14 protein-coding genes and 1 pseudogene are annotated in these 13,364 nt (G+C 71.1%); 5 read left to right on the plus strand and 10 right to left on the minus strand.

From position 1 onward, the window contains the following. Positions 1–14: 14 nt before the first annotated feature. Positions 15–3,527 (minus strand): BTAD domain-containing putative transcriptional regulator, encoded by a 3,513-nt coding sequence (locus tag BJF83_RS17800; protein WP_083678586.1) that lies wholly within the window; start codon positions 3,525–3,527, stop codon positions 15–17. Between the two features lie 91 nt (positions 3,528–3,618). Between BJF83_RS17800 and BJF83_RS17805 the strand changes: the two genes are divergently transcribed. Then, a complete protein-coding gene (locus tag BJF83_RS17805) occupies positions 3,619–4,512 on the plus strand; it encodes an alpha/beta fold hydrolase (protein ID WP_075927179.1) in 894 nt (297 codons plus the stop codon). A gap of 197 nt (positions 4,513–4,709) precedes the next feature. Then, entirely contained in the window at positions 4,710–4,904 is a 195-nt protein-coding gene (locus tag BJF83_RS17810) for a DUF1918 domain-containing protein (RefSeq protein WP_075927192.1), read from the plus strand. A gap of 141 nt (positions 4,905–5,045) precedes the next feature. Here BJF83_RS17810 and BJF83_RS29510 read toward each other — a convergent pair whose 3' ends face one another. From BJF83_RS29510 to BJF83_RS31190, 3 genes and pseudogenes are all read right to left on the minus strand, one after another. After that, positions 5,046–5,171, minus strand: a complete 126-nt coding sequence (locus tag BJF83_RS29510; RefSeq protein ID WP_262391650.1) for an FBP domain-containing protein — start codon at positions 5,169–5,171, stop codon at positions 5,046–5,048. 336 nt (positions 5,172–5,507) lie between these two features. Beyond that, positions 5,508–6,044 carry a rhodanese-like domain-containing protein gene (locus BJF83_RS17820; protein ID WP_075927193.1) on the minus strand — a complete coding sequence of 179 codons (537 nt, stop codon included), beginning with the start codon at positions 6,042–6,044 and terminating at the stop codon, positions 5,508–5,510. A 195-nt stretch (positions 6,045–6,239) separates the two neighbouring features. After that, positions 6,240–6,553: pseudogene (locus BJF83_RS31190) on the minus strand (VOC family protein); the annotation flags it as partial. Between the two features lie 185 nt (positions 6,554–6,738). Here BJF83_RS31190 and BJF83_RS17830 point away from each other — a divergent pair. Then, positions 6,739–7,752, plus strand: coding sequence for a haloalkane dehalogenase (locus BJF83_RS17830; protein ID WP_075927181.1), 1,014 nt, complete (start codon positions 6,739–6,741; stop codon positions 7,750–7,752). On the opposite strand, the gene BJF83_RS17835 is transcribed toward BJF83_RS17830, so the two are convergent. The 4 genes from BJF83_RS17835 to BJF83_RS29520 form a co-directional block, all read right to left on the minus strand. Continuing rightward, positions 7,676–8,578 (minus strand): PQQ-dependent sugar dehydrogenase, encoded by a 903-nt coding sequence (locus BJF83_RS17835; RefSeq protein WP_394329354.1) that lies wholly within the window; start codon positions 8,576–8,578, stop codon positions 7,676–7,678. The genes BJF83_RS17830 and BJF83_RS17835 overlap by 77 nt on opposite strands. Then, positions 8,542–8,781, minus strand: coding sequence for a hypothetical protein (locus BJF83_RS31195; protein ID WP_394329355.1), 240 nt, complete (start codon positions 8,779–8,781; stop codon positions 8,542–8,544). The genes BJF83_RS17835 and BJF83_RS31195 overlap by 37 nt, the downstream gene beginning before the upstream one ends. Positions 8,782–9,061: 280 nt before the next feature. Further along, on the minus strand, positions 9,062–9,403 hold the full coding sequence (locus BJF83_RS17840) for a hypothetical protein (RefSeq protein ID WP_075927182.1): 342 nt from the start codon (positions 9,401–9,403) through the stop codon (positions 9,062–9,064). A gap of 39 nt (positions 9,404–9,442) precedes the next feature. Beyond that, positions 9,443–9,589 carry a hypothetical protein gene (locus tag BJF83_RS29520; RefSeq protein WP_262391651.1) on the minus strand — a complete coding sequence of 49 codons (147 nt, stop codon included), beginning with the start codon at positions 9,587–9,589 and terminating at the stop codon, positions 9,443–9,445. A 98-nt stretch (positions 9,590–9,687) separates the two neighbouring features. On the opposite strand from BJF83_RS29520, the gene BJF83_RS29525 reads away from it, so the two are divergent. Next, positions 9,688–9,891 carry a hypothetical protein gene (locus tag BJF83_RS29525; protein ID WP_262391652.1) on the plus strand — a complete coding sequence of 68 codons (204 nt, stop codon included), beginning with the start codon at positions 9,688–9,690 and terminating at the stop codon, positions 9,889–9,891. A 574-nt stretch (positions 9,892–10,465) separates the two neighbouring features. Then, positions 10,466–11,170 carry an AAA family ATPase gene (locus BJF83_RS17855; protein ID WP_075927183.1) on the plus strand — a complete coding sequence of 235 codons (705 nt, stop codon included), beginning with the start codon at positions 10,466–10,468 and terminating at the stop codon, positions 11,168–11,170. A 174-nt stretch (positions 11,171–11,344) separates the two neighbouring features. Here the strand turns inward: BJF83_RS17855 and BJF83_RS17860 are convergent, their stop codons facing one another. Then, positions 11,345–11,701, minus strand: a complete 357-nt coding sequence (locus BJF83_RS17860) for a hypothetical protein (protein WP_075927184.1) — start codon at positions 11,699–11,701, stop codon at positions 11,345–11,347. 964 nt (positions 11,702–12,665) lie between these two features. Beyond that, the gene (locus BJF83_RS26190; RefSeq protein WP_316042304.1) at positions 12,666–13,190 is read right to left on the minus strand and encodes a DNA/RNA non-specific endonuclease; all 525 of its coding nucleotides are present in this window, start codon (positions 13,188–13,190) and stop codon (positions 12,666–12,668) included. Between the last annotated feature and the right edge of the window lie 174 nt (positions 13,191–13,364).

Raw genomic sequence — 13,364 nt, forward strand, 5'->3', positions numbered from 1 at the left:
GCCGGCCCCGGTGTTCAGGGCGCCATGAGACCCAGTGCCCGGCGCGCGGCCGTCGCCCAGTGCGGGGCCGCCGCGCGCTCGGCGATCGTGAGCGCCCGCAGTCGGTGCGCACGTGCCTCCTCCGACCTGCCCAAAGCCTCGGCCAGGTCGCCCAGGTACGCCGCGACGGGCCCGAGCGCCAGCAACCCGCTCTGCGCTCCCGCGAGCTCCCCGGCCGCGGGAAGCAGGCGTCCGTAGGCCTCCTCCATGGACGGGCGGTCACCCACGCGGAGCGCGACCCGCGCGGCGAGGGCCTCCCGCGCCTCATACAGCAGGTCCGGCGGGGCGTTCCCCGGACGCGCCGTGGCCGCCTCGGCGAGGTCGTGCGACCACGCGGGATCGAACCACCGCGCCCAAGGCTCGAAGGGACCGTAGCCCTCCGTGTCCGTCTCGCCGTGGGAGGCCGCCCGGTGCGGGCCCTCTGGCGGATGGACTCCGCGACGCCCACCGGCCCCGTCGACGCCTCCGTCCCCGCCCACCTGGACGCGCAGGCACAGGAGAGCGAACGGCAGCAGTCCCCGTTCCATCCCCCGCATGCCGCTTCGCCGCAACCCCACCGACGCCGCCCGGTAGGCGCCCTCCGCCTCCTCCGTCCGTCCGGCCACGGCCAAGCGCAGCGCCGAGTACCACTCGGTGAACACACCCGCGAGCGGGATCCCGTGCTCCTGCGCCAACCGGTCCACCGCGACCGCGTGCCCGTCGGCGGCGGCGAAGTCGGCGCGTGCGGCACACGTCTGGAGCAGGATCAGGTGTCCGAGGACCTCGAACCCCGCCAGGGAGTGCCGCCGCGACAGCTCGACCAGCTCCGAGCCCAGCTCGGCGCGCTCGCCGGACATCCCCGCCCGCTCGAAGGCGTGCATGAAGCGCGCGTTGAGCGCGAAGGCGAGCAGCGCCGGATCGTCCAGTTCGCGCGCGACTGCCTCCGCCTCCCGAGCCGCGGCCCGACCCCGCTCGCCCGGGACTCCCCGCAGTTCCATCGCGAGTGTGGCGAGGAGGCGGCAGCGCTCGGCCCCGCGCTCCCGTGGAAGGCCCGCCAGCGCCCGCTCGGCCGCCGCCACCACGTTCCGGGACAGTTCCTCGTCGTCGTTGGCCGTCCAGATCGCGGGCACGTCGAACGCCCCGAGCACGGCGGCGGTCTGGAGCGGGTCGCCCAGCTCCTCCGCCATCGCGACCGCCTCACCCCGGTACCGGCGGGCGCTCTCCAGTCCGCCCGTGAACGCGAGCGCGCGGACCAGTCCCATGACCAGGTCCAACCGTTCCCGGACGGATCCCGCGCCCACACGGTCGTACACCCGCAGTGCCGCACGCCACCACCGCGCCGCCTCGTGCGGCGCGAAGCCGCGTTCGGCCCGCTCGGCGGCGGCACGCGCGTACCGCACGGCCTTGTCCGCCGTGTCCCCGGTCCCGGCCCGCACGTAGTGGTGGGCGATAGCGGCGACGTCGTGCGGGCGCAGCCGTTCGAGGGCCTCGGCGATCCGCGCGTGCAGGCGGGCCCGGCGGACACCGGCCGTCTCGTCCCGAAGCGCGTCCCGGACCAGGTCGTGCGCGAACCGCACGCGCGCCGGTCCGTCGTCGACCATCAGCCCCTCGCGCTCCGCCGACTCCACCGCGTGCAGCGCTTCGTCCTCCCCCGCAAGGGCGGACAGGACGTCGAGGTCGACCTCGCGGCCGATCACCGCGGCCTGACGCAGCGCCTCCTGGTCGGCCTCCGGCAGCCGAGCCGTCCGAAGGCGGATCACGTGCCGGACCCCGGCCGGAACCGACTCCAGCGCGCCGACCCCCTCGTCGCGGAGCAGCCGGGCGAGTTCGCCGACGTAGAAAGGGTTGCCGCCACTGCGCCGGTGGACGACGCGCACCGTGTCAGCGTCCACTCGACCGCCCACGGTCTCCCTGACCATCTCCCCGACCGCCGCCGTGTCGAGTCCGCCCAGGTAGACGCGGGTCGGTTCGGCTCTGGCGAGTCGTCCCAGCGCCTCGGCCAGCGGCGCGGCGATCTCGTTGGCGCGGTAGGCGGCCACGACGACCACGGGCGCCGTGATCCCCTCACCCGCCAGCGAGGTCGAGAGGGCGAGCGTCTCCTCCCCCGCCCACTGGAGATCGTCGAGCACGATGAGCAGCGGCGCGGCGCGCGCGACGTCCGCCAGATGGTCGGCGGTGGCGCGGTGGGCGCGGAAGCGGCGGGCGGCCATCGCCTCGGGCGGCCCCGGGTCCGTGTCCGTGTCCGCGAGGGACGGGAAAAGCCCGGTCGGCATGGGATGCCCGGACCGCTCCAGTGAGTCGAGGACCTGGGTCCACGGCACGTGGCCGGGCGCGCCCTCCTGTTCGGGGCAACGCCCCCAGGCCACCGTCCATCCGCGTCTGGCCAGGAGCGCGGCGGTCGCCTCCGCCAGGGTCGTCTTGCCCTCGCCGGGGTCGCCGGAGACCAACGCGAGGCCGAACACGCCCCGTGCGGCCGCCCCCTCGGCCGCCGCGGTCAGGCGCTCCAGCTCGGCCTCCCGACCGACGAACGATCGCTCCCGCCCGGTGGCCGGGACGGTCCGCCCGCCCGGAACCCCCGGCCCGTCCGCCCGCCCGGTCGACCGGGGCCCCACGGCCGAGGACCCCACCGGCCTGGGCCCCGCCGGTCGCGTCCCGGCGCGGCGGGGTCCGTCCAGGTGCGGGGCCTGCGCGAGGACGTCGGCCCCCAGGCTCCGCAGCGCGGGACCGGGGTCCACCCCCAACTCCTCCGCCAGCACCGCGCGTGCCCGTCGCAGCGTCGCCAGCGCGTCCCCCTGGCGGCCGGACCGGTACAGGGCGAGACCGAGGAGTCGCCACGTCTCCTCCCTCCAGGGGTGCTCCATGGCCCGCGCCTCCAGGTCGGGCACGGCCTCGGCCGCCCGACCGAGCGCCAGCAGCGTCCGCGCCCGCACGTCCTCGGCCAGCAGACGCAGCTCACCGAGTCGGACGGCGTCGGCGCGCGCCCAGTCGGTGTCGGCGAACTCGGCGTAGGCGGGGCCGCGCCACAGGTTGAGGGACGCGTCGATCCGGGCCAGCGCCGCCGTCTCGTCACCGGCCTCCAGCAGGCCTTCGGACGCGGCGAGCCCGGTCTCGAACCGCCCGGCGTCGACCGACTCCGGTGGTGTGCGCAGCGCGTACCCCGGGCCGACCGTGACCAGCAGGCGGGCGGGAGCGCGCGGCGGCCGGTCGGGTTCCAGTGCCCGGCGCAGCTCACCGACGAACGTCCGGATCGCGCCGACCGCGCCGCCGGGTGGGTCGTCCCACAGGTCGTCGACGAGCCGCTCGACCGGCACCACCCGCCCCCGGGCCACCAGGAGCCTGCCCAGCACCGCCCGATGGCGCGCCCCCTTGAGCCTGACCGGCCCATGCTCGTCGACCGCCTCGACCGGGCCGAGCACCCCGAATGTCACCGACACCACGATCCCCCCGCCCCTGTTCGCCGCCCACGCCCAACCTAACCCCGTGCGGGCCGCGTCCGCGGCGGCGCTCATCCGGCGCTGACCGGCCGCTGATCCGCGCCGCGCACGCTCGTGGCACGCCGCCCCGACCGGAGCGGCGCCGAGCCGACGACGAGGAGACCGAATGGAACCGAGGATCACGGAACCGAGGATCAGCGGATTCGACTACCAGCGCGTGCCCGTGGCCGAGGGGGTCACGCTGAACGCCGCCGTGGGCGGGTCGGGCAGTCCGATCGTCCTGCTGCACGGGTTCCCGCAGACCCACCTGATGTGGCGGCACGTCGCCGCCGATCTGGCGGCCGACCACACCGTGATCTGCCCCGACTTGCGCGGTTACGGGGACAGCGACAAGCCCGAGGACACCGACGGGAACGCCTATGCCAAGCGCGCGATGGCGGCCGACGTCGTCGCCCTCGCCCGCGCCCTCGGGCACGAGCGGTTCGCGCTGGCGGGCCACGACCGGGGCGCCCTCGTGGCGTTCCGCGCGGGGCTCGACCATCCGGAGGCGGTCACCCGCCTGGCCTCGCTGGACGTCCTGCCGACGCTGGACATGTGGGAGGTCATGCACGGTGTGTCGGCCGCCGTGGGGTTCCACCTGTATCTGATGGCGCAACCGCCCGGCCTGCCGGAGGCGATGATCTCGGCGGGCGCGGACGCGTTCTTCGGCCACTTCCTGGACGCCTGGTCGAACGCGCCGGAGGCGATCCCGGAGGACGTCCGCGCCGCCTACCTGCGGGCGTGCCGCGCGGCGGTGCCGTCGATCGTCGCCGACTACCGCGCCTCGGCCACCGTGGACGTCGAGCACGACGATCACGACCGGGCGACGGGGAACCGGCTCGGCATGCCGGTGACTGTGCTCCAGCAGGACTGGGGCGCGGCCCTGGGCTTCGACGCAGCCGCCCGGTGGCGTGGCTGGGCGGACGACCTGCGACACGTCACGGTGTCGTCCGGCCACTTCATGGCGGAGGAGGCCCCGGCCGAGGTGGTGGGGGAGCTGCGCGCGCTCATGGCCCGCTGAGCCGTCCCGCACCGCCGTCTCCGGGCGGGGCGGTCACGAACGTCCGGAGACGGCGCCCGGTGGGGGAATCCGCACGCCCCGTCAACCGACGTTCCGCACGCCGGTTCAGGTGATCACCGAACGGGGTAGATCCCGGTCACGGTCGGTGATCGCGAGCGTCGGGCGCGCCGCGGCGGCCGATGTCGATCGGGGGCGACATGCAGGCGAGGATCGGCGACTACGTGCACACGCACGGCGTCACCAGCAGTGACGGTCAGCACAGCGGCAGGATCGTGGACGTGCGCGGCGCCAACAACGGCCCGCCGTACGTCGTGCGGTTCCCCGACGGTGAGGAACGGCTGATCTATCCGGGGCCGAACACCATCGTGGAGCCCCGCTTCCCAAGCGACTGACACCGGGGTCCGGGGTCCTCCGGACACGACGGGGGCCGGTGGGCACGACGCGCACCGGCCCCCGTCACGTGCGCGCGGGGTTGACGCGCCGCCCCACACCGGGCCTCCAGCGTTCGCACACCCCTCACGTGCCCACGGGGTTCACGCCGCTCGGGAGCGCAACCGGTCCAGGAAGCCACCGAGGTTCTCCTGAGCCCGCGCGACCTGCTCCGCCACGCTGAGCGACTCCTTGGTCCGTGTCCCGCCCGGTGAGCTCGCATCGGGCACGCGCGCGCCGGCCCCGCGCCACCGGCGACTCCGGGAGGGACGGAAGGAGCCACGGACCACGGCGTCGAGGGTCACGGCGTCACGGCCGCCCCGAACGAGAGCCCGGGGGCGGCGGCCTCGGGCTCCGATCCCCGTCCCCTCCGACGAGTCCACCGGTGGGAGTCGGCGTGTTCTCCGCGCCGCGTGGCGAACGGAGTCCGCGCACGCCCTCCGGTACGCCTTGCGTATATGTGGCCTCTAACGAGTGCCCCGTCGCGGGTTCACGCCCAAGGCCCGTCGTTGTGCCTCCGACATACGGTGCGCACGGCGGTCCGGACCGCGCCGAACGCGTTCCGCTCAGCCGCGCCCCGATCGGTTGTGGGGCAGCCGGGCGAGCAGCAGTGCCATCCCGCACGTGTTGGTGAGCGCCGCGAAGGTCAGCCCGGCGCCGATGAACCCGGCGACCCAGACCGCGGGCCCCCACCACTGGCCCGCCGCCACGGACACCAGGACGATGCTCCCGGCGACCAGACGGACCTGCCGCTCCAGGGACCAGCGCGCCGTGCCGCCGACCACGGGGGCTCCGGCGGCCCTCCAGGCGTTCATCCCGCCGACCAGGACAGCGGCGTCGGTGGCCCCGGCCCGCGCGAGCCGGGCCTGGCAGCGGGTCGCGCGGTCGCCGGACTGGCAGACGAGCACGAGGCGGCCCGCGGTGTGGGCGGTGAGCCGGTCCAGGTGCTGGTCGATCTCGGCCAGGGGCGCGTTGACCGCGCCGCCGATGTGGCAGCCCCCGAACTCAGCGGGGGTGCGCAGGTCCACGAGCTCGGTGGCGGGGTCGGCGGCGATCAGGGCTCGAAGGGCGGAGACGTCGACGGTGGGTAACGCGTCTGGCATACGGGCTCCAGGGGGAGGACTCGGACATGGGCAGGGTCCGGGACGCTTGGCCGGTTCCGATCCCGTCCAGGCGTGTCGGTCCAGCCTACCGAGGAGGGATCGGACCGTACGGTCCTCCGGCGCCGGCCCGAGGAGGTCCCAGCGGTTGCCAGCGACGTCGATGAAGACCACGACCCGGCCGTAGGGCTCGGTGCGCGGCTCCCCGACGAACTCGACCCCGGCCGCGACCATGCGCGCGTGGGTCGCGTCGAAGTCGTCGACGCGCAGGAAGAAACCGACCCGGCCGGCCGTCTGCCCGCCGACGGCCGAGGCCTGGCCCTCACCGTCCGCGCGGGCCAGGAGCAGCCCGGTTCGGCGCCCGGCGGGCGGACCACGACCCATCGCCTGGGACGGCCGTCGTCGGTGGCGGAAGGGGAGTCCTCGACCAGCTCGAACCCCAGGACGTCGACGAAGAAGCCGATCGCCGGGTCGTAGTCGTCGACGATGAGCGTGACCAGATCCAGATGCATATCGACAGGTTAGGGCCCCGCTCGTCGCGGTCCAGGGCCGCCCCCGCTGGGGCGTGCGGGCGTGCCGGGGCGTCCGTGTGGTCGGGCGCGCCGGGGGCGGACACGGGTCGGCTCCGGGCGCTTGCGTTCGTCGTCCTCACGATCTATTTTCGTTGGTGTCACGAACGTTCGTTAAACTAACTACCTTGATCGGAGTCAGCGTGCCCGTCATCGACGTCCTCGACACGACCATGTACTACGAGCAGACCGGAGAGGGAACCCCCGTCGTCTTCCTCCACGGCAACCCCGCCTCCTCCCGCGTGTGGCGCGGGGTCATGCCCGGCGTCGGCGCCCCGGCGCGCCTGCTCGCACCCGACCTGATCGGCATGGGCCGGTCGGGGAAACCGGGCGGCGCGCACCGGTTCGCCGACCACGCGCGCTACCTCGACGCCTGGTTCGACGCGCTGAGCCTGGACGGGGTGGTGATCGTCGGGCACGACTGGGGCGCGGCGCTCGCCTTCGACTTCGCCGCGCGCCACCCTGGGCGGGTGCGCGGCGTCGCCTTCCTGGAGGCCGTCGTCCGACCGATGGCCTCGTCGGAACTGAGCGGACCGGCCCGCGAGCGCTTCGCGACCCTGCGCACGCCGGAGGGCGCACGGGCGGCACTGGAGCGGCACGCGCTCGTGGACGCGGCCTTCACCCGAGGCGTCCTCAACCCGCTGAGCGAGGAGGAGATCGCGCCGTACCGGGCCCCGTACCCGGACCCGGAGAGCCGCCGCCCGCTGCTGGAGTGGGCCAACTCCATGCCCCTGGACGGAGAGCCCGCCGACGTCGCCGAGCGGCTCGACGGGTACCAGGAGTGGCTCGCCACCAGCGTCGACGTGCCGAAGCTGCTGCTGACCTTCGACTCCTCGCCGACGCTGCTCATCACCCAGGAGATGGCCGCCTGGTGCGCCTCCCACATGGCGGCCCTGGAGACCGAGCACCTCGGCCCGGCCGGGCACCACGCGCCGGAGGACCGGCCCGAGGAGATCGGCGAGGCCGTCGGCGCGTGGGTGGACCGCCACGGCCCACCGCGGGCGCGGGGCGCAGCCCGGAGCCCGGAGAGTCCGAGGCGGGCCGGCAGGACCCCGACGGCCCCGGTCAACCGACCTCGAACCGGAGGATCCGGTCGTCGCCCGCGCGCACGTCCCCGCGCCCGTCGGTGTTGGACGTCGTGACCCAGAGCGCGCCGTCCGGCGCGACCTCCACCGTGCGCAGGCGGCCGTACCGGCCCCGCAGGAGCGCGGTCGGTTCGCCCGGCGCACCCGCGTCCAGAGGGACCGCCCACAGCCGCTCGCCGCGCAGCGCGGCGACGTAGAGGGTGTCGTCGAGGACGGCCGCGCCGGAGGGCGACGCCTCGTCGGGCGTCCAGGTGAGCAGGGGGTCGGTGAAGCGGCCGACGCCGGCGCCTCCGTCCCCCTCCACCTCCGGCCAGCCGTAGTCGCGGCCCGGCTCGATCAGGTTGACCTCGTCGAACGCGTCCTGGCCGAACTCGGTGGCGAACAGCCGCCCCTCGTCATCCCAGGCCAGGCCCTGGACGTTGCGGTGGCCGAGGCTGTACACGGGAGAACCCGCAGTCGGGTTGCCCGGCGCCGGTTCGCCCTCCGGCGTGAGCCGCAGGATCTTGCCGTTCGGGCTGTCCGGGTCCTGGGCGAGGGCCGGCCGCCCCGCGTCGCCCGTGGCGACGTACAGCATCCCGTCCGGCCCGAAGGCGATCCGGCCGCCGTCGTGGTACCTGTTCCCGGCGATGCCGTCGAACACGACCTCCGGCTCCGCACCGCCGAGCCGGAACCGCACGACCCGGTTGTCGTCCTCGGTCGTGAGGTAGGCGTAGACACGGCCGTCGTCCTCGTACCGAGGCGACACCGCCAGCCCCATCAGACCGCCCTCCCAGCCGGACTCCGGCCCCTCGGGCCCCGCCACCCCCGGCACCGTGTAGACCTCCCGCGGCTCATCCCCTCCGGGAGTCACCAGGAGGACGCGCCCGGTGTGCCGCTCCGCCACCAGGCGTCGCCGGTCGGCAGGAAGGCCAGCCCCCACGGGATGTCGAGCCCGACCGCCACCTCCTCGCCCGCGCCGAGGTCCCGCGCCGCAGCGGCCAAGCCGCGCGGACCGTCGCCGGTCCCCGCGCACCCGCTGAGGGTGGCGGCGCCGGCCACGAGCAGTGCGGCGGCCCGGCGGCGTACGGCCGAGGTCCGAACCGCCATGGCGCACCTCCCGGTGGGTTCCGTGACGCCAGCATCTCCCCGGCGGGGCACAACCGGCAAGCGGACGTGCATGGCGCGACGCGCGGGGTGGACGCATTGGGGCCGCGCGACGCCAGTCCTCCGCACACTTCCGACATTGTGCGCAGAGGAAATCACGTCACCTGTCTGATCCATGCTCTGCCGAAGCACATCTGGCCTCGTTGCCCCTTGAATACAAGGACGGTTGGAAACTGCCACACCATCCCCTGCCCTGAGCGGGGACCGAGGAGGCCACCCGCTACTACGAGTCCTCCATCCCCGGAAGGTACAGGGTGGTGGAGAGGTTGCCCGCGCTGTCCTGGTCGACCTGGGCCACGGCGTGCGCCGGGCCCTGCTCGGGCGTCGAGTACGAGCGTGTGGTGTTCCCGCCCAGGTTGTACTGGGTCTCCTCGACGCGGTTGCCGACCTTGGAGTACAGGGTGTCGGTGATGATGTCCTCGTTAGCCGAGAGAGTGGTGGGGTCGCCCAGTTCGTCGTAGTCGTACACCACGGCCTCGCCCCGCAGGCTCCCGGTCGGGGGCAGCGCGACCGACCGCACACTGCCGTCCGGGTTGTACATCGTGCGGAACAGGTACGAACCCACCGACTCCTCACATCGACGGTTCTTCTGGGGGCTACGGCTCTACCTGGTCTGCGCCCCCTCGGGGATGCCGATGCTGTGGGCGCTGGCCGATCCCAAGATCGGCGAGCGCGAGGTGTTGGCCTCGATGTTGGAGGTCGACGCCGGTCTGGTGGCCGATCGCCAGGGATTGTTGCTGATCAGCGACAAGGGTTTCGCCCCCGAACCCTTCAAGCGGTCACTGTCCGAACAGGCAGTCACGTTGCTGAGGCTTTCCCGCACAAAGGAGGTCCTACGGCCGGGGGTCCATGCTCAAGAAGGTCCGCCAGTTGATCGAGTCAGTCAACGACACCCTCAAAGGCCATCTTGACCTGGAACAACATGGAGTGCGCACGGTCGAGGACGTGGGGGTTCGGGTGGCTCAGCGGGTGCTGGCACTGACAGCCGCGATCTGGCACAACTTCCAGACAGGGCAGGCGGTCAGCCGATCACTGACCGCCTACGACCACTGAACGTGATCGGAAAGACTCGTCTAGCGTTGGGGCGTACTTCGTGAGTGGATCAAGGTCATGCAATGATCAAGTCTGGTGGCTCGGGGAGTTCTGACGGACGCTCAGTGGGCAGTGCTGGGGCCGTGGCCTCGGAAGGGCATTGAGCCCGGACGGCCACCGGTGCTCGCCATGCGGCAGCCGATCAACTGCGTACGGTTCCTGGCGCGGACCGGCACACCATGACGGGACCCACCTCAGCGGCAGGGTCCGTGGGAGACGGCGAACGTGCTGTTCCGCCACTGACAGCGCGGGGCACCTGGCACCGCGCCTCCGAGCAACTCGCGGCCCGGGCTGACGCGAAGGAGCTGATCACCTGGGACATCGTGGCCGACTCCGCCACCGCCCGTGCCCGTTCGCACGCGGCCGGTGCGCCCGACCAGGTCGCGGTACCGGCACTGACCCGTCGCCAAGGGTGCGCAGGGAGGCCCGGTACGCGCCAGGGTCGTCGATTCCCGGTATCGCCATGACGTCGGTGACGCGCCACTGTTGAACCGCGCCCCACCGGCGCGAAGGTCAGCTTTGAGGAGCTCCGAAGATGTTCCAGGGTCTGGTGCGGTGTGTGCCCACGGTGAATGACGCGATGGTGCGCGGAGCGGTCTACCCTCGGCGGTCCCTGGTTCTGGTCGCCGGGGTACCCGGGGCCGGGAAGAGCACCCTGTTGCGGCGGCTGTTCGGTCTCCGCGGGGACGAGAAGCGAACCGTGCTCACCGCGGACGGTGTGCGCGTGATCGACTCGTTACAGTCGCGGTACCAGCTGCGACCCATGCTCGGCCGGGTCCCCTACCCGTTGTGGCGCTGGGTGGTGCACGTACTGCACCTGGCCCGGGTGGCGGCTGCGCTGCGCGGCGGCCCAGTGGTGGTGCACGAGTGCGGGACCCGGCTCCCGGTCCGCGTGCTGCTCGCCCTGCTCTGCCGACTGCGCCGGTACGAGGTGCACGTGCTGATGATCGACGCCACCCCGCAGGAGGCCCGGAGCGGGCAGAACGCGCGAGGGCGGCGGGTGACCGCGCGCAGCCACCGGGTGCATTCGCGGCGCTGGCGGCGCCTGCGCGCGGCCATCCGGCGCGGGCCGGCGGCGTTCGCGCCGGGCGCACGCAGTCTGCTCGCCCTCGACCGGCGCCGGGTGCGGGAGCTGGCCTGGATCAGTTTCGCCGCCTGCGCGACTTCCCGTAGTCCCCTGCACGACGCGAGGGAGTCGCCCTCGACTCGGCTTGGACTCGGGATGTCCAATTCCTCGTGAGACTGGCTGAGCACGGCTGCACGATGGGCCCCGAGTCTCCGGAGTAGATAGCCGAACTGGCCTCCGCAACCGGTTCCGCAAAACCCTGTGGATAGCTCAGCTATCGCCTATCCGCAAGTCAGCGGCGCACAGAAAAGCCCTGGGCGACGCCCAAGGCATGATCCAGAAGAAAGCTCACCGGCTCCCGCGAAGCGGCCTCTCCCGCACCCTCGTGCTCTCCGGGATGGACACCACGCGGTACCCCGCCTGCCTGATCCGCTTCTCGCTCACGTAGTGGTCCCCCTCCCAGCGCGGCGCCACCTCCATCACGCCCGCCAGACGCGCCACCTCGTCCTGCTGGTGCCCGTCGCACCCCTCAGGAAAGTAGACGACCTCCACCCGCGTCATCTCCCCCACCGGCAGATCCGGGTTCGCCTCCAGGTACGAGGCGAGCCTGCGCAGATCATCGAGCAGCGCCAGCCGCTCGGAGTGACCAGCGACCCGCAGCGCAGCTCCCTCCGCCTGTGGGCAAGTACTCCGTCGACCGAGCACGCGACGGCGGCCCCGTCCTCCCACCGCGTACAGCCGCGGCTCATGCTGGCACCGCCTGCTCTCGTCCAGCGCCGCATCGGCTCACACCTTCCGGGTTGACAACGTCCTTCACCCCAGAAAGAAGCCACCCACGACCCCAGGTTGGACACCGCCCCTCCGAGAACCTTGCCCCGTCGCCCACCCCCGCCACGAGGAGAAGAGACCAACGAAAGGCATATATGTCGAAGTCGCGCAGAAGCCCCTCAGCACCCCACCTGACCTGCAGTGTCAGTGCCTTGCCCGGCCACAACCAAGACGACACCCCAGCGACCACCAACAGGCCACGATCAATACATCAGGCAAGGGAATGGATCTAGAACCTCCATCCAGCGAAAAACCATCCCTACAACAGTCAGACCAGAAATATAAATAAATCATCCAGAGTCAACACGATGAAAAATAACCTGAATTCGATCCGGATCCGGCCAACGGGAAGAAGTGAACACCGAACAAAAGAGTGACCTTCTCAATAGTTTGTAGAGATAGTCGGTTGCCGTTATTTCATATCTAGCAAACTTGGCCACACAATCAGTGGCCACAATTCGCCAACCATCAGGGTTTCCAACACGCTCCCAAAAGAGCTTTCTTCCCGAGTCATCCTCGGCCCAGCAGACGAGATTCGAGAAACTAATCCACTCGGCACCGGAACCCGAGAATCCCGAAGAGGATCTCGCCCCCACGAACAAAGAAGCCTGTGTTCTTGTGAATATACTCAAGATCCCTCTGACCTTGAGGAAAAAACCGATCAATCACCCCAGGGCCCTTGACAATGAGCTTTTCGTCAATGGAGAAGTCTGAGCCGATCTTCGCCACCATTTCAATATAGTCAGTCGGCAGAGGAAGGGAAATCTCATCGTATGAGGGAATCGCAGATCCCTTCCTTCACCAGCGCGCCCACCCAGCAGAAGATTCCGCAGTTCGTCGACTACCACTGCCTAACACCCCATCCCCCAGGCTCGAACATCGCAGACGTACACGCGTGTCCATCAAGTGTTCTTGAATTCTGCCTGTTCTCAATACAGGAATTAATATCCAAGCCCCCACTCCCCACAGCTCTGTAGTGAATGTAAGTTGGCATCTCCTGGGCATCAGAGTAGATAGGAACCACCGACATATAGACAGCCTGCCCCTCACTCACCGCATTTCTGATGTCGGCTTCAATATTGGACATCTCGGGATTATTCGCCCTCGCGTGAAGCGTCACCAGGTTCCACGGATCATCGCCACTGAATCCCAAACTATCAGCACCAAGGTGTCCTCTATGGTACTTCCATGACCCGCTTGGAAGAACGTAGTTGTCCGGCTCCGTCCCCGTTGAAGACCCAGGCCACCCAGGAGGACTGATTGCATCATTTGCCGCGGTCCCCCTCCAGAAATCATGGTCATCACAGAGGAGGGCAATTACTCCAATTGCCTTCTTCTGCTCATTCCATCTATTATTACCCGAGATAACTTGACGATCGTTCTGACAATGCCGTAGCCCGCGTCAGCTACGCCCTGGACACCCTGTTGCGCCAACTCGAGCGCTTAGAGCTCATCTCAAAAGTCCTGCGAGATGACTCCGAGCCTGGCATGATCACGGACTGTGAGTGACGTGTTGCCCGATGGGCTCTGGGAGATCGTC

Source organism: Nocardiopsis sp. CNR-923 (assembly GCF_001942255.1).
In the GTDB taxonomy this organism is placed as follows: domain Bacteria; phylum Actinomycetota; class Actinomycetes; order Streptosporangiales; family Streptosporangiaceae; genus Nocardiopsis.

What these genes read in the sequence shown, in the direction of transcription:
- BJF83_RS17800 (WP_083678586.1), bottom strand. Translation starts at nt 3,527, where the DNA reads ATGAGCGCCGCCGCGGACGCGGCCCGCACGGGGTTAGGTTGGGCGTGG.
- BJF83_RS17805 (WP_075927179.1), top strand. Translation starts at nt 3,619, where the DNA reads ATGGAACCGAGGATCACGGAACCGAGGATCAGCGGATTCGACTACCAG.
- BJF83_RS17810 (WP_075927192.1), top strand. Translation starts at nt 4,710, where the DNA reads ATGCAGGCGAGGATCGGCGACTACGTGCACACGCACGGCGTCACCAGC.
- BJF83_RS17820 (WP_075927193.1), bottom strand. Translation starts at nt 6,044, where the DNA reads ATGCCAGACGCGTTACCCACCGTCGACGTCTCCGCCCTTCGAGCCCTG.
- BJF83_RS31195 (WP_394329355.1), bottom strand. Translation starts at nt 8,781, where the DNA reads ATGGCGGTTCGGACCTCGGCCGTACGCCGCCGGGCCGCCGCACTGCTC.
- BJF83_RS29525 (WP_262391652.1), top strand. Translation starts at nt 9,688, where the DNA reads ATGCTCAAGAAGGTCCGCCAGTTGATCGAGTCAGTCAACGACACCCTC.
- BJF83_RS17855 (WP_075927183.1), top strand. Translation starts at nt 10,466, where the DNA reads ATGTTCCAGGGTCTGGTGCGGTGTGTGCCCACGGTGAATGACGCGATG.